This window comes from Planococcus sp. APC 3900 (assembly GCF_030407735.1).
Taxonomy (GTDB): domain Bacteria; phylum Bacillota; class Bacilli; order Bacillales_A; family Planococcaceae; genus Planococcus; species Planococcus notacanthi.
In genome coordinates this window covers 304,794-326,999 of record NZ_JASDCT010000003.1, presented here as the reverse complement: position 1 = coordinate 326,999, position 22,206 = coordinate 304,794, and the positions used below count along the sequence as shown (strand labels likewise).

The 22,206-nt window shown below is 46.2% G+C and carries 22 protein-coding genes; 21 read left to right on the top strand and 1 reads right to left on the bottom strand.

All coding sequences use genetic code 11. The annotated features are described in order from the left end of the window. The first annotated feature begins 103 nt into the window (after positions 1 to 103). The gene (holA, locus tag QMA04_RS08465; RefSeq protein WP_191715910.1) at positions 104 to 1,132 is read left to right on the top strand and encodes a DNA polymerase III subunit delta; all 1,029 of its coding nucleotides are present in this window, start codon (positions 104 to 106) and stop codon (positions 1,130 to 1,132) included. A gap of 53 nt (positions 1,133 to 1,185) precedes the next feature. Here the strand turns inward: holA and rpsT are convergent, their stop codons facing one another. Further along, positions 1,186 to 1,434 carry a 30S ribosomal protein S20 gene (rpsT, locus tag QMA04_RS08460; RefSeq protein ID WP_191715909.1) on the bottom strand — a complete coding sequence of 83 codons (249 nt, stop codon included), beginning with the start codon at positions 1,432 to 1,434 and terminating at the stop codon, positions 1,186 to 1,188. Between the two features lie 215 nt (positions 1,435 to 1,649). Between rpsT and lepA the strand changes: the two genes are divergently transcribed. The 20 genes from lepA to recO all read left to right on the top strand — a co-directional run bounded on the left by lepA (position 1,650) and on the right by recO (position 21,932). Further along, positions 1,650 to 3,479 carry a translation elongation factor 4 gene (gene lepA, locus QMA04_RS08455; protein WP_203339811.1) on the top strand — a complete coding sequence of 610 codons (1,830 nt, stop codon included), beginning with the start codon at positions 1,650 to 1,652 and terminating at the stop codon, positions 3,477 to 3,479. Positions 3,480 to 3,539: 60 nt separating this feature from the next. Further along, positions 3,540 to 4,679: a radical SAM family heme chaperone HemW gene (hemW, locus tag QMA04_RS08450; protein WP_290185092.1), complete on the top strand. Its 1,140-nt coding sequence runs from the start codon at positions 3,540 to 3,542 to the stop codon at positions 4,677 to 4,679. Between the two features lie 90 nt (positions 4,680 to 4,769). After that, positions 4,770 to 5,804: a heat-inducible transcriptional repressor HrcA gene (gene hrcA / locus QMA04_RS08445; RefSeq protein WP_191715906.1), complete on the top strand. Its 1,035-nt coding sequence runs from the start codon at positions 4,770 to 4,772 to the stop codon at positions 5,802 to 5,804. Positions 5,805 to 5,821: 17 nt separating this feature from the next. Next, a complete protein-coding gene (grpE, locus tag QMA04_RS08440; protein ID WP_225218540.1) occupies positions 5,822 to 6,427 on the top strand; it encodes a nucleotide exchange factor GrpE in 606 nt (201 codons plus the stop codon). Between the two features lie 22 nt (positions 6,428 to 6,449). After that, positions 6,450 to 8,276, top strand: coding sequence for a molecular chaperone DnaK (gene dnaK / locus QMA04_RS08435; protein ID WP_290185089.1), 1,827 nt, complete (start codon positions 6,450 to 6,452; stop codon positions 8,274 to 8,276). A gap of 113 nt (positions 8,277 to 8,389) precedes the next feature. Further along, positions 8,390 to 9,511, top strand: a complete 1,122-nt coding sequence (gene dnaJ, locus QMA04_RS08430) for a molecular chaperone DnaJ (RefSeq protein WP_191715904.1) — start codon at positions 8,390 to 8,392, stop codon at positions 9,509 to 9,511. Between the two features lie 122 nt (positions 9,512 to 9,633). After that, positions 9,634 to 10,575 (top strand): 50S ribosomal protein L11 methyltransferase, encoded by a 942-nt coding sequence (gene prmA / locus QMA04_RS08425; RefSeq protein ID WP_191715903.1) that lies wholly within the window; start codon positions 9,634 to 9,636, stop codon positions 10,573 to 10,575. Between the two features lie 12 nt (positions 10,576 to 10,587). Beyond that, a complete protein-coding gene (locus QMA04_RS08420; protein WP_290185086.1) occupies positions 10,588 to 11,325 on the top strand; it encodes a 16S rRNA (uracil(1498)-N(3))-methyltransferase in 738 nt (245 codons plus the stop codon). 122 nt (positions 11,326 to 11,447) lie between these two features. Further along, positions 11,448 to 12,116 (top strand): deoxyribose-phosphate aldolase, encoded by a 669-nt coding sequence (deoC, locus tag QMA04_RS08415; RefSeq protein WP_290185084.1) that lies wholly within the window; start codon positions 11,448 to 11,450, stop codon positions 12,114 to 12,116. Between the two features lie 95 nt (positions 12,117 to 12,211). Next, a complete protein-coding gene (gene rpsU / locus QMA04_RS08410) occupies positions 12,212 to 12,385 on the top strand; it encodes a 30S ribosomal protein S21 (protein WP_008431605.1) in 174 nt (57 codons plus the stop codon). A gap of 230 nt (positions 12,386 to 12,615) precedes the next feature. Beyond that, entirely contained in the window at positions 12,616 to 13,941 is a 1,326-nt protein-coding gene (locus tag QMA04_RS08405; RefSeq protein WP_290185079.1) for an NfeD family protein, read from the top strand. Positions 13,942 to 13,945: 4 nt separating this feature from the next. Next, positions 13,946 to 14,932 (top strand): flotillin-like protein FloA, encoded by a 987-nt coding sequence (gene floA, locus QMA04_RS08400; RefSeq protein WP_191715899.1) that lies wholly within the window; start codon positions 13,946 to 13,948, stop codon positions 14,930 to 14,932. 30 nt (positions 14,933 to 14,962) lie between these two features. After that, on the top strand, positions 14,963 to 15,457 hold the full coding sequence (locus tag QMA04_RS08395) for a hypothetical protein (protein ID WP_191715898.1): 495 nt from the start codon (positions 14,963 to 14,965) through the stop codon (positions 15,455 to 15,457). 243 nt (positions 15,458 to 15,700) lie between these two features. Next, positions 15,701 to 16,660 (top strand): PhoH family protein, encoded by a 960-nt coding sequence (locus QMA04_RS08390; protein WP_191715897.1) that lies wholly within the window; start codon positions 15,701 to 15,703, stop codon positions 16,658 to 16,660. 185 nt (positions 16,661 to 16,845) lie between these two features. Further along, positions 16,846 to 18,969, top strand: a complete 2,124-nt coding sequence (locus QMA04_RS08385; protein WP_290185078.1) for an HD family phosphohydrolase — start codon at positions 16,846 to 16,848, stop codon at positions 18,967 to 18,969. Positions 18,970 to 18,983: 14 nt separating this feature from the next. Next, positions 18,984 to 19,451 (top strand): rRNA maturation RNase YbeY, encoded by a 468-nt coding sequence (gene ybeY, locus QMA04_RS08380; RefSeq protein ID WP_290185075.1) that lies wholly within the window; start codon positions 18,984 to 18,986, stop codon positions 19,449 to 19,451. A gap of 1 nt (position 19,452) precedes the next feature. Continuing rightward, on the top strand, positions 19,453 to 19,806 hold the full coding sequence (locus QMA04_RS08375) for a diacylglycerol kinase family protein (RefSeq protein ID WP_290185073.1): 354 nt from the start codon (positions 19,453 to 19,455) through the stop codon (positions 19,804 to 19,806). A gap of 19 nt (positions 19,807 to 19,825) precedes the next feature. Next, the gene (locus QMA04_RS08370; RefSeq protein ID WP_191715893.1) at positions 19,826 to 20,236 is read left to right on the top strand and encodes a cytidine deaminase; all 411 of its coding nucleotides are present in this window, start codon (positions 19,826 to 19,828) and stop codon (positions 20,234 to 20,236) included. Then, a complete protein-coding gene (era, locus tag QMA04_RS08365) occupies positions 20,220 to 21,137 on the top strand; it encodes a GTPase Era (protein WP_191715892.1) in 918 nt (305 codons plus the stop codon). Before QMA04_RS08370 ends, era begins: the two co-directional genes overlap by 17 nt. A gap of 12 nt (positions 21,138 to 21,149) precedes the next feature. Further along, a complete protein-coding gene (gene recO, locus QMA04_RS08360) occupies positions 21,150 to 21,932 on the top strand; it encodes a DNA repair protein RecO (protein ID WP_191715891.1) in 783 nt (260 codons plus the stop codon). Positions 21,933 to 22,206 lie beyond the last annotated feature (274 nt).

The following is a 22,206-nucleotide window of genomic DNA, read 5'->3' as shown; positions in this document are numbered from 1 at the left end:
GATTGAAGTGGACTTTAACAAACGAATTTCTGCGCTGACACATAACTGTCAAATACCCAAATGGGCAAAAATCCGATATAGTAGAGAGAGGGAGGCTGATACGATGATTACATCCGTGTGGAAATCCATACGCAGCGGGCAAATAGACCCTGTTTATCTCATAGTGGGAACAGAAAGCTATTTCATTGAAAAAACATTGGACTTATTAAAAGATAAATTAACGGACGGCGGGGAATTGGAACTGACATTTTTTGATTTGGATGAAGTTCCTGTTGACCACGTCATCGATGAAGCGGATACCATTCCTTTCTTCAGCGACCGAAAGCTCATAATCGCTCGCAATGCTTCGTTCCTGAAGGCGGCGGAACGCGGCAAGGAAAAGATCAATCATGACTTGAAGGCTTTGGAAGCGTGGCTTGAAAATCCACCGGGCAGTTCTGTGACGATTTTTGTTGCACCTTATGAAAAGCTGGATGAGCGGAAAAAAGTCACCAAGCTGATGAAACAGCATACCGTTCTGGTGGAAGCGAAATCTTTGCAGACAAATGATCTGGAAAGCTGGCTGATGCATGAAGCGAAAAGTTTTGGAAAAGGCATCGATTTGAAAGCGGCGCAGCGGCTGATGGAAATGGCAGGCACCAATCTGACTCTGCTGTCTTCGGAAATTGAGAAGATGTCGTTGTACCTTGGTGCAGCGGAAGGCGATATCACGGTAGACCTTGTAGAAAGAATGACTGCGCGGACGCTCGAACAGGATGCCTTCAAAATGCTGCAATCTTATTTGGACGGCGATGTCAGCGGCGCACTCAGTGTCTATTATGATTTGTTGAGGCAAAAAGAAGAACCTGTGGCGCTGACGGCTTTGCTGGCTTCGCAGATTCGCTTCATGATCCAAGTCTATTACTTGCAGAAAAAAGGCTATCATGCGCAGCAGATCTCCAAACAATTGAAAGCCCATCCGTACCGCGTCAAGCTGCTGGTGGAAAAGCGCCAACAGATTTCCGAGAAGCGGCTGCTTCAAGTATTGGGGGATTTGGCGGCGATCGATCTGCAGCTGAAGACAGTCAGCGGCAACCGTGAGCGCATCCTGGAATTTTTCCTGATGAAGCGCGCGTCTCAAATGAAACGTTAACATGCATAGAAAAAAAGCCGGTTCCTCTGGAGGAACCGGCTTTTTAAAAGGTTTTACGCTTTTTTCATCAAGCTCGATTTTTTACGAGCTGCAGTGTTTTTATGGATCAAGCCTTTAGAAGCCGCTTTTTCCACCTGTTTAATCGCAGCTTTTACAGAATCGCTAGCGTTATCGTCTTTGTTAGTCAAAGCTGTTTCAGCTTTCTTAATAGAAGAACGCATTGCTGATTTCACATGTGAGTTTTGAGCGTTTTTAGTTTCGTTCGTGCGCACACGTTTGATTGCAGATTTAATGTTTGGCATATCTTTCACCTCCTAGACAATATGTAAGAGGGGAAATCATCCCAACTCTTTAATGTCTCTATACAACAAGAGTTATTTTATCAAATCAACGACAGGAATGCAATAGTTACGTGCAAAGAAGTTTCACTTGACACTGAAATGATTTCTTGGGCTTTCATTGCTCAATCCGTGCTGTACTGCTATAATTCATAGTAGTTTATTTAGGAGTGAAGAGAATGAATAATGAGGAAAGATTATCCCGTCAAAGCAAAATCCGCAACTTCTCAATTATTGCGCATATTGACCACGGCAAGTCTACGCTTGCTGACCGAATTTTAGAAAAGACGGAAGCGCTGACTTCCCGTGAAATGAAAGCACAGTCACTGGATTCCATGGATCTTGAACGGGAACGCGGCATTACCATCAAATTAAATGCTGTCCAGCTGAATTATAAAGCCAAAGACGGAGAAATCTATATTATGCATTTGATCGACACACCGGGCCATGTCGACTTCACTTACGAAGTATCGCGCAGCCTGGCCGCCTGTGAAGGCGCTGTACTGGTTGTCGATGCGGCTCAAGGCATAGAAGCCCAGACTTTAGCGAACGTTTACTTGGCATTGGACAATGACTTGGAAATCCTGCCAGTTATCAATAAAATCGATTTGCCTGCTGCCGATCCGGAGCGTGTTCGCCAGGAAATCGAAGATGTTATCGGATTGGATGCTTCTGAAGCTGTATTGGCTTCAGCAAAAGCGGGAATCGGCATCGAGGATATTCTTGAACAGATTGTCGAAAAAGTTCCTGCACCAACAGGCGACCCGAATGCGCCGTTAAAAGCATTGATCTTTGACTCCCTTTACGATCCATACCGTGGCGTCGTCGCTTATATCCGGATTGTGGAAGGAACTGTGAAGCCTGGAGACCGCATCCAGATGATGGCTTCCGGAAAAGAATTTGAAGTGATTGAAGCAGGGGTTTTCACTCCTCATGCAACGCTTCGTAATGAATTGACAGTTGGCGATGTCGGATTTTTGACCGCTGCCATCAAAAATGTCGGCGATTCCACCGTCGGAGATACCATTACATTGGCCAATAACCCGGCAAAAGAAGCATTGCCAGGTTATCGCCGTTTGAATCCGATGGTTTATTGCGGATTGTATCCGATCGATACATCCAAATACAACGACTTGCGTGATGCGCTGGAGAAATTGGAGTTGAACGATGCCGCTCTGCAGTTTGAACCGGAATCTTCCCAGGCGCTTGGCTTTGGTTACCGTTGTGGTTTCCTCGGCTTGTTGCATATGGAAATCATTCAGGAACGCATCGAGCGTGAATTCAACATTGATTTGATCACAACAGCACCAAGTGTAATCTACGACGTACACATGACGGACGGGGAAATCCTGAAAATCGATAACCCTGCCATGATGCCGGACGCGCAGAAAATCCAAATGGTTGAAGAACCTTATGTGAAAGCGACTGTCATGGTCCCGAATGATTATGTCGGCGCAGTTATGGAAATCTGCCAGCGCAAGCGAGGCAATTTCATGACAATGGATTATGTCGACGACACACGTGTCAGCATCATCTATGAGCTGCCGCTTGCTGAAATCGTCTATGATTTCTTTGATCAGCTGAAATCGGGAACAAAAGGCTACGCTTCATTCGATTATGAATTGATCGGCTACAAAGAGTCGAAACTTGTGAAGATGGATATTCTACTGAATTCCGAACAAGTCGATGCCTTAAGCTTTATCGTCCATCGTGATTTTGCCTATGAACGCGGCAAAGTGATCGTTGATAAGTTGAGAAGCCTGATCCCGCGCCAGCAGTTCGAAGTGCCGATCCAAGCCGCCATCGGCCAGAAGATTGTTGCACGCCAGACCATCAGTGCCATGCGCAAAAACGTTCTTGCCAAGTGTTACGGCGGGGATATCTCCCGAAAACGTAAACTTTTGGACAAGCAAAAAGAAGGTAAAAAACGCATGAAGCAAGTTGGATCTGTTGAAGTTCCACAAGAAGCATTCATGGCGATCCTGAAAATGGATGACCAATCAAAATAAATGGAAAAAAGGGGGCGGGAATTTCAGCCTCCTTTTCTTATTAGAAAAGAGGAAATAAAAATGGTTAAAGGATTGTATATCCATATTCCATTCTGCCACCAGATCTGCTTTTACTGTGATTTCAATAAAGTCTTTTTCAAAGACCAGCCCGTAGATGCCTATATCGATTCTGTCGGGAAGGAGCTGGCTTTATGGAAAGAACAAGGAGCACTTGACCAGCCGCTTGAAACGATTTTTCTGGGAGGCGGCACGCCAACTTCGCTGACACCTGTTCAGCTGGAGAAGCTGTTATCCTATATCCACCGCTATGTGCCGATGGCAGACGACTTGGAATGGACTTCAGAAGCCAATCCGGATGAACTGACACGCGACAAAATGCAGGTGTTGTTTGACGGAGGCGTCAACCGTTTGAGCATGGGCGTCCAGTCATTTGATGAAGACCTGCTGAAACGGCTTGGCCGGACACACAGCAATACCGATGTTGGGCGGGCGGTCGAATCAGCGCGCCAAGTCGGCTTCAAAAACTTGAGTTTTGATTTGATGTACGGGCTGCCGGGCCAGAGCATGCAGCAATGGGAAGATACGCTCGCACAGGCATTCGCTTTCGACTTGCCGCATTTCTCCGCCTACTCGCTGATCATTGAACCGAAGACTGTCTTCTACAACTTGATGACAAAAGGCAAGTTGAATACTGTCACAGAAGATTTGGAAGCGGATATGTACGAACGGTTGATGAATGAAATGGACGACCGGGGACTGAAACAGTATGAAATCTCCAACTTCGCGCGCCCAGGCCATGAGTCCCGGCATAACCTCCTGTATTGGGACAATGTTGAATACATTGGTGTTGGAGCAGGCGCGCATGGTTATGTAGATGGCGTCCGTTATTCGAATGCCGGACCGTTGAAAAAATACATGGAACCGCTGGATTCAGGCCAGCGTCCGATCCTCAATACACATGAAGTGCCGGTCCATGAAAAAATGGAAGAGGAAATGTTTTTAGGGCTGCGGAAGACAAACGGTGTATCGCTGCTACATTTCCAGGATAAGTTCCAAAAACCGATACAGGATGTATATGGCAGCATATTGGAAAAGGAAATCGAAAAGAAAAATTTGGAGATCGCCGGAGACTTTGTCCGTTTGACCAGAAAAGGCCGGTTTGTCGGCAACGAAGTATTTGAACAATTTTTATTGGCATAGGGGTCTTGCGTTGACAAGGGTCGTTATATTTGTTAATTTTAATGTAGTATTAGCACTCGGGTACTTAGAGTGCTAACAGAGGTGATGATCATGTTAACAGAACGGCAACTGCTCATCTTAAAGGTGACAGTGGATGATTATATTCAATCAGCTCAGCCGGTAGGATCGAACCAACTCTCCAAGAAGCCTGGGATTTCCTATAGTTCGGCAACCATCCGCAACGAGATGGCCGAGCTTGAAAGAATGGGCTTCCTGGAAAAAACCCATACGTCTTCCGGACGCATTCCTTCCGAAAAAGGGTACCGCTATTATGTCGATCACCTGCTGACGCCAAGGCCATTGCCGCAACAGGATATCGTGCAATTGCGTTCCATCTTTGAAGAAAAATTGACAGAGACTGAAGAAATCATTAAGCGCTCGGCGATGATTCTTTCGGAGTTGACCAATTACACATCCATTCTTTTGGGGCCTGATGTGCGCATGCATATCGTTAAGAAATTGTCGATCGTGCCGTTGACGGAAAATGCTGCGGTTGCGATTATCGTAACCGATTCGGGGCATGTGGAGAATCGCGTGTTTTCCATTCCGCCTGGCCTTAACCCATCAGATATTGAGAAGATGGCCAATATCCTCAATGAACGGCTGGTTGGCGTCTCACTGAACAACCTGCATCTGCGGTTGGAACAGGAAACGCTGATGATCTTGAAACAGCATGTTGAACACTATGGCGAATTATTCCATACGTTCAGAAAAGCGGTTTTATTGCCGCATGAAGATGAAAACGTCTTTTACGGTGGGAAATTGAACATCCTCAAGCAACCTGATTTTCACGATCTCCAGAAAATCAGAAATTTGATGGATGTTATGGAAGAAGCCAAGCATATTCCGATGATCTTGCCAGTGGGAAGCCAAGGCCTCCACATCCGCATCGGCTCGGAAAATACGCTGTCGGCAATGGAAGATTGCAGTGTCATTACGGTGTCGTACGATATCGGTGAAGAACAAACAGGGTCAATTGCTATAATCGGGCCAAAACGAATGGATTACAAACGTATTGTTTCCATATTGGACCTATTAAGCGGTGATTTATCGAAAGAGTTGACCCGCATGTTTAAAGGAACGTGAACAAAGGAGGAATAGACTTGTCAAAAAAAAATGAACCATTAAAAACTGAAGAACAAGATATGGCTGAAGAAGTGGAAGAAAAAGCGAAAGCGCCTGTTGCTGAAGAGGAAACAGAATTCGCGGATACAGAAACTCCGGAAGTCGACCTTTCCGCTGAGCAGGAGGAAGAAACGGTTGACGAAGCTGAAGAGCTGCGCAAACAGTTGGAAGCAGAACAGAACAAATATTTGCGCTTGCTTGCCGATTATGATAATTTCAAACGGCGTACGCAAATAGACAAAGATTTAGCCAATAAATTCCGCTCTCAATCCCTGCTGTCAGATATCCTGCCAGTTTTGGATAATTTCGAGCGTGCATTATCGCTTCAAACCACCAGCGAAGAATCGGCTTCTGTAATGAAGGGTGTCGAAATGGTCCAAAAATCCTTGATTGAAGCTGTCAGCCGCGAAGGCTTGGAAGAAATCAAGGCGGTTGGCGAACCTTTCGACCCGAACTTCCATCAGGCAGTCATGCAGGAAAAAGATGATTCCGCTGAACCGGGAACTGTCCTGCAGGAATTGCAAAAAGGCTATATCCTAAAAGGACGGGTTCTCCGTCCGGCAATGGTAAAAGTAAACGAATAAAAAATTATTGGAGGAATTCATAATGAGCAAAATTATCGGTATTGACTTAGGTACAACAAACTCAGCAGTCGCAGTATTAGAAGGCGGCGAGCCAAAAATCATTCCAAACCCAGAAGGCAACCGTACAACACCTTCTGTTGTCGCTTTCAAAAATGGTGAACGCCAAGTCGGCGAAGTGGCAAAACGCCAATCGATCACAAACCCGAACACCATCCAATCCGTAAAACGTTTGATGGGTACTCAGCAAAAAGTAACAGCTGAAGGCAAAGAATATACGCCACAAGAAGTTTCTGCAATGATTCTTCAATATCTTAAAGGCTATGCTGAAGAATACTTAGGCGAAAAAGTAACAAAAGCGGTTATCACAGTTCCAGCTTATTTCAACGATGCAGAACGCCAGGCAACAAAAGATGCTGGGCGTATCGCAGGCTTAGAAGTGGAACGCATCATCAATGAGCCTACTGCTGCAGCACTTGCATACGGTTTGGACAAAACAGATACAGATGAAACAATCCTTGTTTATGACCTTGGCGGCGGTACGTTCGACGTATCGATCCTTGAACTGGGCGACGGCGTTTTTGAAGTAAAATCAACTGCCGGCGACAACCGTCTGGGTGGCGATGACTTCGATAAATTGATCATCGACTATTTGGTGCAGGAATTCAAAAAAGAAAACGGCGTTGACTTGTCGAAAGACAAGATGGCGACACAGCGTTTGAAAGATGCGGCTGAAAAAGCGAAAAAAGATTTGTCTGGCGTATCGTCAACTCAAATTTCACTGCCGTTTATCACAGCAGGAGAAGCTGGACCTCTTCACTTGGAAGTTACATTGAGCCGTGCGAAGTTCGATGAATTGACTTCTTCATTAGTTGAACGCACAATGGGGCCGACTCGCCAGGCGTTAAAAGATGCTGGCATTTCTGCTTCTGAAATTGACCGTGTTATCCTTGTCGGTGGATCTACTCGTATTCCAGCCGTACAGGAAGCTGTTAAGAAAGAAACAGGCAAAGACCCGCATAAAGGCGTTAACCCGGATGAAGTTGTAGCTATGGGTGCAGCAGTCCAAGGCGGCGTATTGACTGGTGACGTTAAAGACGTTGTCCTATTGGACGTAACGCCATTATCTCTTGGTATTGAAACAATGGGCGGCGTATTCACTAAATTGATTGAACGCAACACGACAATCCCGACTTCAAAATCGCAAACATTCTCAACTGCTGCTGACAACCAGCCGGCTGTAGATATTCATGTATTGCAAGGGGAGCGCCCGATGGCAGCAGCCAACAAAACGCTTGGCCGTTTCCAATTGGCAGATATTCCGCCAGCTCCACGCGGCGTGCCGCAAATCGAAGTAAGCTTCGATATCGATAAAAACGGTATCGTCAGCGTTAAAGCGAAAGATCTTGGGACACAAAAAGAGCAGACAATTACAATTCAATCCAACACTTCTTTGACGGACGATGAAATCGAACGCATGATCAAAGAAGCAGAAGAAAACGCTGAAGCGGATGCTAAAGTAAAAGAAGAAGTTGAACTTCGCAACGAAGCGGACCAAGCTGTCTTCACAACTGACAAAACAATCACTGACCTTGGTGAAGTTGTCTCTGAAGAAGAGAAAAAACAAGCGGAAGATGCGCGCGACGAATTAAAAACGGCATTGGAGTCTGACAACATCGAAGACATCCGTGAGAAAAAAGATAAATTGCAGGAGATTCTTCAAGGCCTTTCCATGAAAGCGTACGAGCAGGCAGCAGCAGCTCAACAAGCTGCTCAAGAAGAAGGCGCAGCTCCAGGCAACGACGATGTAGTCGATGCTGAATTTGAAGAAGTTAACGACGATAAAAAATAAGCAAGAACTTGAAAAGTCAAAGCAAAGCAACATGCTTTGGCTTTTTCAATGTCTTTGCATCAGTGATTTAAACCGTGTACAATTACAATTGATTGCTAGAAGGAGAGTGACTTATGAATAAGCGAGATTATTATGAAGTACTGGGCGTATCCAAGTCCGCTTCTAAAGAAGAAATTAAAAAAGCATACCGGACCTTATCCAAAAAGTTTCATCCGGACATCAATAAAGATAAAGATGCTTCTGCTAAGTTCCAGGAAGTTAAAGAGGCATATGAAGTATTAAGCGATGAGCAAAAACGTGCACAATATGATCAGTTTGGCCATCAGGATCCGAACCAAGGCTTTGGCGGCGGCGGATTCGGCGGAGCTGAGGGATTCGGTTTCGATGATATTTTCAGCACTTTCTTCGGTGGAGGTTCAAGACGCCGCGATCCGAACGCACCACGTAAAGGCGATGATCTTCAGTACTCCATGACCATCGATTTCATGGATGCCGTATTCGGCAAGGAATCGGAAGTTGAATTGCCGAAAGACGAAACATGTGGAACATGTGACGGTTCTGGCGCTAAGCCAGGTACCAAGAAGAAGACATGTCCATACTGTGAAGGCTCCGGCCAGCTGAATGTGACGCAGGATACGCCATTTGGCCGTATGGTCAACCGCCGTGCCTGCCATCATTGTGAAGGCTCTGGCCAAATCATCGAAGAAAAATGCCAGACATGCCACGGCGAAGGAAAAGTGCGCAAAGTCAAGAAAATCAAAGTCACGATTCCAGCCGGTGTAGACGATGGCCAGCAATTGCGCGTTACTGGACAAGGTGGACCGGGAATCAACGGAGGACCAGCAGGGGATCTCTATGTTGTATTCCGCGTCAGACCGCATAAACAGTTCCAGCGTGAAGGGGACGATATCTATCTGGATATTTCCATCACCTATCCACAGGCCGCATTGGGGGATGAAATCGAAGTTCCGACAATTTCAGGTAAAGTGAAGTTGAAGATTCCAGCTGGTACACAAAGTGGAGCCCGTTTCCGACTGAAAGGCAAAGGCGTCAAAAACGTTCATGGCTATGGAACCGGAGATCAACATGTCATTGTCCGCGTCAAAACACAAACAAAACTCAGCGAGAAGCAAAAACAGCTGCTGCGTGAGTTTGCGGAAATCAGCGGGGATATTCCAGAAGAACACAGCAGCTCGCTGTTTGATAAAATCAAACGGACCATCAAAGGCGAATAAGTGAGAACCTGGACTGATGGGGAAGTTGCTGTCAGTAATTAATCCAGTTTCTGCAACCAGTAGACTCTTGCGTAATGCGGGAGTCTTGCTGATTGTGGAAGCGAAAAAGGAGCTGGACGGAATTGAAATGGTCAGAATTAGCAATCCATACCACGAATGAAGCGATTGAAGCAGTTTCCAATATCATGCACGAAGCAGGTGCCAGCGGAGTAGTCATCGAGGATTCGGAAGATTTGACGAAAGAACGGGAAGATCGTTTTGGTGAAATCTATTCGTTGGATCCGGAAGATTTTCCGGTGGACGGCGTGATCTTGAAAGCTTATTTGCCGGTCAATAGTTTTTTAGGCGAAACGGTTGAGGCCATTAAGTTGGCTATCAATAACCTGGTGGCATTTGATATTAATTTGGGCAAAAACGAAGTGACCATCAGCGAAGTGAACGAAGAGGAATGGGCGACTTCATGGAAAAAATATTATCATCCCGTCAAAATCTCCAAACGTTTCACAATTGTGCCGACATGGGAAACTTATAATCCGGTATCAAGCGATGAATTGATCATTGAATTGGATCCTGGAATGGCTTTTGGTACAGGCACGCATCCAACTACTGTTATGAGCCTACAGGCACTTGAAAAGACAGTTAAGCCGGGAGACCGAGTCATTGATATAGGTACGGGATCAGGAGTGCTGGCGATTGGAGCGGCTTTGCTTTCTGCCAAAGAAGTCTATGCGCTGGATTTGGATGACATTGCTGTAAAATCAGCAACAATCAACGTCAAGCTGAATAAAGTTCAAAACACTGTGACCGTAGAAGAAGGCAACCTGGTCGATAAAATCAAGGAACCGGGTGACGTGGTCGTCGCCAATATTCTGGCGGAAGTCATCATGTCCTTTACAGATGATGCGTTCAAGGTCGTGAAACCAGGTGGCCAGTACATCACATCCGGCATCATTGCAGCGAAAAAGAACAATGTCAAAGAAGCGCTCGAAGCATCTGGCTTTGTCATTGAAGACGTCATGATGATGGAAGATTGGGTCACCATCATTTCCAAAAAACCTGAATAACGGGGTGCCACGATGCAACGATATTTTATAGAAGGCAAAATTCCTGAAAATCGAATAGTGGCAATAACCGGCGATGATGCTAAGCACATCGCCAAAGTTATGCGCCAAACTGCAGGAGATTATTTGATCGCAGTAATGGAAGGCGAAGCGCACCTTTCAAAAATCGTCACGGCGGATTTCGATGTGGAAGTGGAGCTTGGCGAGAAATTGGAAACGCAAGTTGAATTGCCTAAAAAAGTGACCATTGCTTGTGGGTTGCCGAAAGGCGATAAGCTTGATTTGATTACACAAAAAGCAACAGAGCTGGGAATGTACGCGCTGCTGCCATTTGCAGCAGAGCGTTCGATTGTCAAATGGGACAGTTCCAAAAGCGGGAAAAAAATCGGCAGGCTCCAAAAAATCGCTAAGGAGGCAGCTGAACAATCTCACAGAACCCACATCCCTGAAATCCATCCCGTCCACAGTTTCAAGCAATTGATGGTCCAAGCTGAAACCTATGACACCATTATCGTCGCTTATGAAGAAGAGGCGCGGGACGGGAACCGGACGCGGTTTGCTGAAATTTTAAAAGCGTTGTATGATAAAGATTCAGTCCTGATTGTCTTTGGCCCGGAAGGCGGGATTTCAGAGTCTGAAGTGGCTGCTTTGAAAAACTTCGGGGCGGTTTTCACTTCGCTTGGCCCGCGGATTCTGCGGACAGAAACTGCGCCTTTGTACGCACTGGCCGCTATTTCCTGTGAGTTTGAATAGGAATGGGGCTATGCCTGTACAAGGCATCCAAAACGCTCAGAACAGTGATCGGCGGCATTTCCCGGTTGGGGGAACTGGCCTGATGAGTAACTGACTTTAAACAAGAATGGAGATTTTCTATTATGACGAACATTGCATCATATATCGACCACACATTACTAAAACCGGAATCGACCGAAAGCCAAGTTATCCAGCTTTGCAAAGAAGCAGCTGAATTCAAGTTCGCTTCTGTATGTGTCAATCCGACTTGGGTTGAAACTGCTGCAGCTGAATTGGCAGGCACTGAAGTCAAAGTATGTACAGTTATCGGCTTTCCGCTTGGTGCATCGACTCCGGAAACAAAAGCTTTCGAAACAACTGACGCTATTTCAAAAGGTGCAGGCGAAATTGACATGGTGTTGAATGTAGGCGCCCTTAAAAGCGGCAACACGGACCATGTGAAAAAAGATATCGAAGCGGTTGTCAATGCGGCAAAAGGAAAAGCAATCGTGAAAGTGATCCTTGAAACATGCCTGCTGACCGACGAAGAAAAAGCGGCGGCTTCCCAGCTGTCTAAAGAAGCAGGAGCTGACTTTGTTAAAACTTCAACTGGTTTCTCAACTGGTGGAGCGACTGTCGAGGACGTAAAATTGATGCGCGAGACAGTAGGTCCTGATCTGGGTGTTAAAGCTTCAGGCGGCGTTCGCAGTCTGGAAGATGTTCAAGCGATGATCGAAGCAGGAGCAACGCGCATCGGTGCAAGCTCAGGCGTAAAAATTATGCAGGGCTTAACTTCAGATTCCGATTATTAACTATTGACCTTTCTTTGAGAATACGATATAATTTTTGAGTATATAACACTTGTTGTTCTTCGCTTCAACGTGTGTTCGGAGGGAGGGAAAAAGAGATGACAAAAACTACAGTTCGTAAAAACGAATCGATTGAAGATGCTCTTCGCCGCTTCAAACGCACTGTTTCTAAATCTGGAACAATGCAAGAGGTAAGAAAGCGCGAGTACTATGATAAGCCGAGCGTGAAACGTAAATTAAAATCAGAAGCTGCGCGTAAACGTAAATTTTAATTGACATTAAGAAGTATAATCGACTTTTAAAAAATATGAACGACCAGCCTAAGCCGCCAACACAGTAAATGTGTTGGCGGCTTTTCTAATTGTCATATTTGTAAGCGCATTCTTTCGTTATTGGGCAGCCAATCATTTATAATGGGAATAGCTCAAAAAAATGAAACCGAATCCAGTTTCATCCGTATATATACAAACAGTAAATTTAACTTGCGAAAGGAGAGATCCCATTGAGCAGAGTCAAAGTCTATACAGGATTTGGACTTTTACTGTTATCTTTTCTGCTCATGCTCCCGGCGATCCAGGCGGACACTTCGACAGTGTATGTAATTCCGATCGAAGATGAAGTTGAACGAGGACTGCAAGCTTTTATCGAACGGGGCATTGAAGAAGCTGAAGATGCTGGAGCAGAGTCCATCATCTTTGAAATCGATACGCCAGGCGGTTTTGTGGATGCGGCAGATGGCATTGCTCGGCTACTCAATAAAACACAGCTGGAAACAATGGCATTCGTCAACCAAGATGCTTTATCGGCTGGTGCTTTCCTGGCCTTGCATAACGATGAAATCTATATGCATCCAAACGGCCGCATGGGCGCTGCTCAGGTGATCGACCAGGCGGGGAATGCGGCTGCGGATAAGGCGAACAGCGCATGGCTCGCTTCCATGAAGAATGCAGCTCAGACAGCCGGTCGGGATCCTGAGTATGCATTGGCAATGGCTGATGCTTCAATGGCTCTCCCGGAGCTGGGAGTTGCAGAAGGTGAGCTGCTGACGTTGGGAGCGCAGGAAGCTGAACAGGTTGGCTATTCGCAAGGGACTGTATCTTCTCTTGGCGAGTTGCTGGCGCTAAAAGGCTATGAAAATGCTTCGGTTGTTACAGTCGATGAAACATTTTCAGAAAGTCTAGCTCGTTTCCTGACCAATCCGATCGTTGTACCGATCCTTTTGTCAATTGCAGGCTTAGGTTTGCTGCTTGAACTGTTTACACCAGGAGTCGGGATTCCTGGGATTATTGGGCTGTCTTCCTTGTTGCTGTTTTTTTACGGTCACTTGGTGGCAGGCTTGGCAGGATACGAGTCCATCATTTTATTGGTCATCGGCTTCGGGCTTTTGGTGGCCGAGTTCATTATTCCGGGCGGTGTTGCCGGATTCCTGGGGATCGCCGCTATTCTTGGCAGCATTTTATTGGCTGGAGGCGATTTAAAGTCCACCGCCATAGCGGTACTTATTGCAATGATAGTAGCAACAGTAGGGATGGTGATTGTAGTGAAATTCTTTGGTAAGCGGCTGGATTTGTTCAAACGGATTATCTTGACGGATGCCACCGATACAGAAAGTGGATATGTATCGACTACAAATCGCCCGGAACTTGTCGGCAAAATTGCCCGGACTGTAACGGCGCTTCGCCCTTCAGGCACAATCAAGCTGGATGACGAGCGCATTGACGCCGTTTCGGAGGGCAGGTTTATCGACAATGGGAAAGATGTTAAGATAATCAAGGTAGAGGGTTCGCGCATAGTTGTTCGCGAACTTGAAAAACAAGAGGAGGAATAAGAGAATGGGAATTGAAGCAATTGGTTTAGGCGCAGCGATAATAGGTATCATCATTGTTTTGGCAATTTTCTTCACATTTGTGCCAATTACATTATGGATTTCAGCATTGGCAGCAGGCGTTAAAATCAGTATCTTTACACTGATCGGGATGAGATTGCGCCGTGTTATTCCATCACGGATTGTAAATCCGTTGATCAAAGCGTCAAAAGCAGGTTTGACAGTCAGCATCAACCAACTGGAAAGCCATTACTTGGCAGGCGGTAACGTTGACCGTGTAGTTAACGCATTGATTGCTGCGCATCGCGCAAACATTGAATTGCCATTTGAACGTGCAGCTGCAATTGACTTGGCAGGGCGTGACGTGTTGGAAGCTGTTCAAATGTCGGTTAACCCGAAAGTTATTGAAACACCATTTATCGCCGGTGTTGCGATGGACGGAATCGAAGTGAAAGCGAAAGCGCGTATCACGGTTCGTGCGAACATCGACCGTCTAGTCGGTGGTGCGGGTGAAGAAACGATCGTTGCCCGTGTTGGTGAAGGTATCGTATCAACACTCGGTTCAAGCACAAGCCACAAAAAAGTTCTTGAAAACCCGGACTTGATTTCTCAAACTGTTCTTTCAAAAGGCTTGGACTCAGGTACGGCCTTTGAAATCCTATCGATTGATATTGCTGACGTTGATATCGGCAAAAACATCGGCGCGGAACTGCAGACTGAACAAGCTGAAGCAGATAAGAAAATTGCCCAGGCTAAAGCTGAAGAACGCAGAGCGATGGCTGTTGCAAGTGAACAGGAAATGAAAGCGAAAGTTGTGGAAATGAGATCGAAAGTTGTCGAAGCGGAAGCGGAAGTGCCGCTTGCGATGTCCGAAGCGCTTCGTTCAGGAAATATCGGTGTTATGGATTATATCAACTATAAAAATGTTCAAGCAGATACAGGTATGCGAGAGTCCATTTCGAAAACCGGTATGGACAAATCCGACGATAAATAATCGGCGATAACCATAAGGGAGGTTTTTCGTATGGAAGCTCTCATATTTGGGCTTGTAATCATGGCGATTAGTGCTTTTTTCAATAAGAACAAAAAAGACTCGGCTGACGATGTTCCGAAACGCCCCGTCCCGACAAGATCATCCACTGTTGACGACAGGCGTTCTGGTCAAAAAACGTTTAAGCGAGTAGAAGATTATGCCAAAGAGATTTACGGGGAACTGCAGAAACAGCAAACCCAACGACCTGAACGAACACAGCAAGTGAAAAAACAAGTGGAAGAAGTGGTAAATCGAACGCCTCTCCGGGAAGCGCGCCAGGAAGTCCAACGCCGAGTGTCGTCCCGTGAAGTGCAAGATGAAATAGAAGACCGCATCACTACCGGCGGTTTACGGTCAGTGAGAAATCAGCCATCCGTTGCACAGAAAGAAAAAGACGCAGATGACTTCCTGCCGTTGACTAATGAGGATGTCAGAAGAGGGATCATCATGGCAGAGATTTTGATGCCGCCCAAATCCAAAAGATAAAAGGTCGGCCAGTTTTTACTGGCCGACCTTTTATGTTTTTGATAACTTTATTATGTAAACAAAAAGAGCTGGAATAAAACTTTGGTTTATACAGAAAATCGATTCAAAATCCAGCGAAATTTACACATTCCGAGAAAACAAAATCTTATAGTTCGAATTATCTAATACAAATATTTTACAAAGGATTATCTTTAATGATAGAGTAAAAATAGCAGTAAATACTCGATTCCAAGGAGCGTCCACATGACAGAAAACAACCTACTAGAATTACATGTGAAAGACCCAAATGAAGCGGTTCAGCTGCTCGGGATATCAGATAACCACTTAACTTTAATCGAAGAAGCGTTCGACATCCATATTATTACCCGTGGTGACGTTATTAAATTATCAGGTTCCGAAGAGGGCAAGCAGACTGGAAAATTATTGATTGAACAATTATTGCGGGTGATTCGCAAAAATATCAATATCGATCAACGCGATATCGTCTCTGCCATCGAGATGGCCAAAAACGGAACGATTGAATACTTCGCGGAGTTATACGACGAAGAAGTGGCCCGCAATGCGAACGGCAAATCGATACGGGCGAAGACCATCGGCCAGCGGCATTACATCCATGCTGTACGCAGCAAGGACCTGGTATTTGGAATCGGACCAGCTGGGACAGGCAAGACCTATTTAGCTGTAGTGATGGCTGTCCAGGCACTGAAAAACGGCCATGTGAAAAAGATCATTTTGACACGGCCTGCTGTAGAAGCGGGAGAAAGCCTTGGTTTTCTGCCCGGCGACTTGAAAGAGAAAGTGGATCCATATCTGCGTCCGCTCTATGATTCCCTGCATGATGTACTCGGCCTTGAGCAAACCAATCGCTTTATCGAACGCGGCACCATTGAAATCGCTCCTCTGGCGTATATGAGAGGGCGGACACTGGACGAAGCTTTTGTTATTCTCGACGAAGCGCAAAATACCACTAAAGCACAAATGAAAATGTTTTTGACGCGTCTTGGTTTCGGATCGAAAATGATCATTACCGGAGACAAAACTCAAATCGATTTGCCGCGTGGAGCGGAATCCGGATTGATTGCGGCAGAAACAATTTTGAAAGGGGTTCGCAACATCCATTTCCAATACCTCGAAAGCGGGGATGTTGTCCGCCACCCACTGGTGGCCAAAATAATTGAAGCTTATGAAAATCAGCCAAGCTGACGGATGTGGAATAAAGGCGCGCGGGATGAAAATCCTGTGTGCTTTTTTATGTGATAGCCGCAGACTCGAATAGCTCTGTTCAATCTGTTGTCATAAGGATAGAGATAATTTCAAATTTTTAGAAATACACGGTGAAATCTATTTCTTAAGTTGTTATGATGGAAGTAGAAAAGCGGGGTGGGGGCATGCGTCAACGGGCACAGAAAATCTTTGATAAATTAGGCTACCGAAAAATAATGTTGGTGGCCATTTTATTGACCGGGCTAATCCTGTATGCCGCTTTAGTGGAATCGGTTCAGGGCAATACATACGACATCAACCTTTTTCAATTGTCATCGGAAACGATTCGCTCGGAAAAAACAGTGGAAGATCCGATTAAAACAGAATTGGAAAAACAGCGTTTGGCAGAAGAAGTTGCGCCAAGCTATCAGTTTATAGATGAAATTGCCGCCAATCAGGTGGCGTTGATCGAATCGCTGTTCGGCTATATCCTGGACGCAAAAGCTGCGCCTGAAAATGATAAAGAGCAACGTTCTCCGGATGCCATGATCTCGCAGTTGAGAGAAGACCTTCGGCTGATGGAGACCAGCGAAAATGGCTTGCGTTTGACGGATGATATGCTCCGGTCTTTATTGGCGTTGCCGGATGATAGCTTGTTGACCGTGCAACAGCAATTGGAAGCATTAATGGAAACCTATTTGAGTGAACCTGTTCGGACAGAAGAAGTGGCAAGGATTCGCACGGAAATCGAGCAGGACATCCGGCGCAATGAGCAATTTCCGGATAACGTTGTCCAAGCAGCAGTTACCATCGGCCGTTTCGGAATAATACCGAACGAACTGGTCAATGAAGAGTTGACGGCCAGCCAAGTGGAACAGGTCCGCAATAGTGTCGAGCCCACTCGTATTCTGCAGGGGCAGGTGTTGGTCCAGGAAGGCCAGGTTGTCGACCGGGAAGTGTACCGGCAGCTGGAGCTTGCTGGAATGACGGAGGAGCAATTGGATTATAAGCCGCTTTTGGGGCTATTTATTTTCGTGCTGGTCGCCATGGGCCTTCTATTAGCCGTCATGTCTCGTTCAAAAACCGAGAGTGAACGGAAGAAAACCACTGAATTGCTGGTGGTGACTGCAGTCATCGGCATCTCTTTGGCCCTTATGAAATTATTGTATGCGGTCGGCGGCAATTTTGATTTTGTCATCGCATTTATCTTCCCTACCGCGCTGGCGGGAATGATTGTCCGTCTGCTGGCCGGCGAAAGGGCTGCTGTCTATGTCACCATTTTAATCAGTGCAGCAGCAGGCATCATGCTCCAGAGCAGCTATTCGGCTTCCCTGCAAATTGATGTCGCGCTTTATATCCTGTTTGGTGGATTGACAGCCATTTATTTGATTGAACAAGATGGAGGGCGTGGGCGTCTGCTGCAGATTAGCTTGGCAGTCGCATTGGTCAATATGCTGTTTGTCGCCATTTATCTGTTGATCGGCCAAACGCAGTATAGTTGGTCGGAGATCGGCTTTTATTTTACAGCTGCCCTTGTTTCGGGGTTGCTTTCCGGTGCTTTGGCGATTGGTTTGCTGCCGTTCTTCGAGTCAGCCTTCGGCCTATTGTCGACTATGCGCTTGATTGAGCTGTCCAATCCGAATCATCCCTTATTGAAAAAAATCCTGATGGAAACCCCTGGTACATACCATCACAGCTTGATGGTCGCCAATCTGGCGGATGCTTCCTGTGAAGCGATCGGAGCGAACGGCCTGCTTGCCAGAGTCGGCTGTTATTACCACGATATCGGCAAAACCAAACAGCCTCAATTCTTCATTGAAAACCAAGTGAACATTGAAAATCCGCATGACCGGCTGCCGCCAGAGAAAAGCCGTGATATCATTCTCGCACATGGCTTCCAAGGGGCGCAGATGCTTAAGGAACATAAAATGCCTCAGGAAATCGTGGATGTGGCAGCACAGCACCATGGCACAAGTTTGTTGAAGTTTTTCTATTATAAAGCGAAGGAAAACAACCCGGATCTTGAAGAAGCGCCTTTCCGCTACCGGGGGCCGAAGCCGCAAACCAAGGAAATTGCCATCATTTGCATTGCAGACAGCCTGGAAGCTGCTGTCCGGTCGATGAAGGAACCAACATCAGAAAAGATAAAAAAATTGGTGGATGCGATAGTTGAGGATAAACTGAAAGATGGGCAATTCGAGGAATGTGATATATCCTTGAAAGAGCTGAAGACAGTAAAAGCGGTGATGTGTGAAACCTTGAACGGCATTTTCCACTCACGCATCGAATATCCGAAAGAAACCAATTGACAGGAGGAACTGCTATGATTGCAATCGATTTTATGGACGAGACGGAAAGCCTGAACCAGCAGGAACTGGAGTTTGTGCAAAAAATACTGGAGCACGCAGCGAAAGAAGAAGGTTTGGGGGACAGCGAAGTATCGGTGACGTTCGTCACCAATGAAATGATCCGCGACATCAACCGTGAATACCGCGGAAAAGACCAGCCGACAGACGTCATTTCATTTGCTATGGAGGAGTTGGGCGAAGGGGAAACAGCCATCATCGGTTCACAGGAACCGCGCATGTTAGGCGATATCATCATTTCGCTGGACCGCACAAAAGAGCAGGCAGCAGATTACGGCCATTCATTTGAACGGGAGCTGGGCTTTCTGGCCATCCATGGTTTTCTGCATCTGCTGGGATACGACCATATGACAGAGGAAGATGAAAAGAAAATGTTTTCCCGCCAAGAGGAAATCCTGGTATCACTCGGCATAACACGTGATTAAGATGAAGGCACGCAGATTTTTCCGCTCATTCCGTTTTGCGGCTGAAGGCATTAAAACGGCCTTAAAGCATGAACAAAACATTCGCTTTCATATTCTGGCGGCTGTTGTTGTGGTGGCGGCAGGGTTATTGACGGGTTTGTCTCTTTTAGAATGGCTGGTGGTCATTGTGCTGATCGGGGGCATGCTGGCCTTGGAGATGTTCAACTCAGCTATTGAACGTGTAGTGGACCTTGCGACATCTGAGCTTCATCCGCTTGCCAAGCAGGCCAAGGACATGGCGGCAGGTGCCGTTTTGGTATTTGCGGTGGCAAGTGCTATAATTGGATTACTAATATTTCTACCCAAATGGTTTTAAATTCGCAGAGGTGATAAACATGGAAAAAGAACAATTGATGAAGCAAGCGATAGAAGCACGTGGAACGGCGTATGTGCCTTATTCGAAATTTCCTGTCGGGGCCGCTTTGCTGGCAGCTGACGGAACAGTATACACCGGCTGCAATATCGAAAATGCCGGCTACTCTTTAACAAACTGCGCAGAGCGCACAGCCGTGTTTAAAGCGGTATCTGAAGGCAACAAAACATTTACGGCACTTGCGGTGTCCGCCGACACTCCGGGCCCTGTATCGCCTTGTGGAGCGTGCAGACAGGTGTTAGCTGAGTTCTGCCCACCGGATATGCCGGTATACTTAACAAATTTAAAAGGTGACGTCCAGGAAACGACAATCAGTGAATTGCTTCCCGGCGCATTCTCAACGGAGGATTTAAAATATGCAGCAAGAGAATAACGGTTTCAAATCAGGGTTCATTTCAATCATCGGTCGCCCGAATGTAGGCAAATCGACATTCCTTAACCGTGTAGTGGGCCAGAAAATTGCCATTATGAGTGACAAGCCCCAAACAACACGCAATAAAGTGCAGGGAGTCGTAACCACCAATGAAAGCCAAATGATTTTCATTGATACGCCCGGAATCAACGAACCACGCCATAAATTGGGTGATTTTATGCTGAAAGTGGCTAAAAACACGTTCCGTGAAGTGGATGTGCTGTTATTTGTAGCAAGCGCTGTCGACCGTGTCGGAAAAGAAGATCGCTACGTGCTTGATATGCTGAAAGGCATCGACGTGCCTGTATTTTTGGTCATCAATAAAATCGACCAGGTACACCCGGACAATTTGCCGAAGATCATCGAATCTTACCGCAATGAATTTGATTTTGCAGAAGCGATTCCAATTTCAGCGCTGGAAGGCAATAACGTGGAGAACTTATTGGCTAAAATCAGCGAGCGGCTTCCGGAAGGCCCGCAATATTACCCGGCAGACCAAATCACGGACCATCCTGAACGCTTTATCATTTCTGAATTGATCCGTGAAAAAGCCCTGCATTTGACGCGCGAAGAAATTCCGCATTCCATTGCTGTGGTGATCGAGAAGATTGCACCGGATTCTGAGAATAAAGACATGATCCGAGTTCAGGCGACGATTATGGTTGAGCGCGATTCCCAAAAAGGGATTGTCATCGGCAAAAAAGGTGCGCTTCTGAAACAGATCGGAACACGCGCCCGCCAGGATATCGAAAACCTGCTGGGATCGAAAGTGTATTTGGAACTATGGGTCAAAGTGCAAAAGGATTGGCGCAATAAAGCGATGCATTTACGCGATTTCGGCTTTAGAGAAGACGAATACTAAGGAGTCGTTCCCATGCAAAGTCAAGTAGAGGGAATTGTCATTCGTACGATGCCTTACGGCGAAACGAATAAAATCGTCACTTTGTTTACTAAAGAAGCGGGGAAAATCACCTGCATGGCGAGAGGTGCGAAAAAACCGGCGAGCCGGTTGGCTGCAATTACCCAGGTTTTTACTCATGGCACATTTTCCATCTACAAAGGAAGAGGCATGGGTACGCTGCAGGCGGGAGATCCGTTGGAATCGCTGCGGCATATACGGGAAGACATCATGTCGACGGCATATGCCAGCTATGTGACTGAACTGATTGACCGGCTGACGGAACAGGACGAGCCGCAACCTGTCATTTTTGACATGCTTTATCAGGCGCTTCACGCCATCGATGAAGGCTATGATCCAGAAGCCATCACATTGTTTGTGGAATGGAAGATGCTGCAGCAGGCCGGCTTAACGCCGACGCTGCATCAATGTGCAAACTGCGGGGCAACCGAAGGGGAATTCGCATTTTCATTTCAGGAATTGGGCTTTCTCTGCCATCGCTGCTTCCACATCGACCGCTACATCATCCGTTTGAGCCCGGCTTTGGTGAAATTGATCCGTACCTTCTATTTTGTGCCGATTGAACGGGTAGGCTCCTTGACCTTAAAAAAAGAATCCAAGAGCCTGCTCAAACAAATCGTTCGCACCATTTACGAAGAAAAGGCGGGAATCCGCTTAAAGTCCAGGAAGTTTCTCGAGCAGTTGGAGCGGACGCCTGAATTTTTACCGAAAAAAGAAGAGTTGCCAAAAGACGAATAGTCTTTCGGCAACTCTTTTTGTTTTGCTTTTAGTTGAAAAGAAATAGAAAAAATTTCCAGGTGAACGAAACAGCATATTTTGCCCTTCATTACCTTTCGCTCTTTCTATTCAAAGTCATGAAGGTTATCAGATTAAATTTTATTCCGATAGCTAATGATTTAATGGATAATCCAATTTTTTTTAATGATATGGAGCAAAACAACGGAGACTCCCGCGGGAACAGCGCAGCGACCTAAGAGAAATCCAATCGGGCAATAGCCCGAGTTAGTTCAGC

Excerpts from the sequence above, each read along its gene's own strand:
- rpsU (WP_008431605.1), top strand. The coding sequence starts at position 12,212 with ATGACAAAAACTACAGTTCGTAAAAACGAATCGATTGAAGATGCTCTT.
- QMA04_RS08370 (WP_191715893.1), top strand. The coding sequence starts at position 19,826 with ATGGAAAAAGAACAATTGATGAAGCAAGCGATAGAAGCACGTGGAACG.
- holA (WP_191715910.1), top strand. The coding sequence starts at position 104 with ATGATTACATCCGTGTGGAAATCCATACGCAGCGGGCAAATAGACCCT.
- QMA04_RS08375 (WP_290185073.1), top strand. The coding sequence starts at position 19,453 with ATGAAGGCACGCAGATTTTTCCGCTCATTCCGTTTTGCGGCTGAAGGC.
- rpsT (WP_191715909.1), bottom strand. The coding sequence starts at position 1,434 with ATGCCAAACATTAAATCTGCAATCAAACGTGTGCGCACGAACGAAACT.
- recO (WP_191715891.1), top strand. The coding sequence starts at position 21,150 with ATGCAAAGTCAAGTAGAGGGAATTGTCATTCGTACGATGCCTTACGGC.
- deoC (WP_290185084.1), top strand. The coding sequence starts at position 11,448 with ATGACGAACATTGCATCATATATCGACCACACATTACTAAAACCGGAA.
- era (WP_191715892.1), top strand. The coding sequence starts at position 20,220 with ATGCAGCAAGAGAATAACGGTTTCAAATCAGGGTTCATTTCAATCATC.
- QMA04_RS08390 (WP_191715897.1), top strand. The coding sequence starts at position 15,701 with ATGACAGAAAACAACCTACTAGAATTACATGTGAAAGACCCAAATGAA.
- hrcA (WP_191715906.1), top strand. The coding sequence starts at position 4,770 with ATGTTAACAGAACGGCAACTGCTCATCTTAAAGGTGACAGTGGATGAT.
- ybeY (WP_290185075.1), top strand. The coding sequence starts at position 18,984 with ATGATTGCAATCGATTTTATGGACGAGACGGAAAGCCTGAACCAGCAG.
- QMA04_RS08420 (WP_290185086.1), top strand. The coding sequence starts at position 10,588 with ATGCAACGATATTTTATAGAAGGCAAAATTCCTGAAAATCGAATAGTG.
- lepA (WP_203339811.1), top strand. The coding sequence starts at position 1,650 with ATGAATAATGAGGAAAGATTATCCCGTCAAAGCAAAATCCGCAACTTC.
- dnaK (WP_290185089.1), top strand. The coding sequence starts at position 6,450 with ATGAGCAAAATTATCGGTATTGACTTAGGTACAACAAACTCAGCAGTC.
- hemW (WP_290185092.1), top strand. The coding sequence starts at position 3,540 with ATGGTTAAAGGATTGTATATCCATATTCCATTCTGCCACCAGATCTGC.
- QMA04_RS08395 (WP_191715898.1), top strand. The coding sequence starts at position 14,963 with ATGGAAGCTCTCATATTTGGGCTTGTAATCATGGCGATTAGTGCTTTT.
- QMA04_RS08385 (WP_290185078.1), top strand. The coding sequence starts at position 16,846 with ATGCGTCAACGGGCACAGAAAATCTTTGATAAATTAGGCTACCGAAAA.
- dnaJ (WP_191715904.1), top strand. The coding sequence starts at position 8,390 with ATGAATAAGCGAGATTATTATGAAGTACTGGGCGTATCCAAGTCCGCT.
- floA (WP_191715899.1), top strand. The coding sequence starts at position 13,946 with ATGGGAATTGAAGCAATTGGTTTAGGCGCAGCGATAATAGGTATCATC.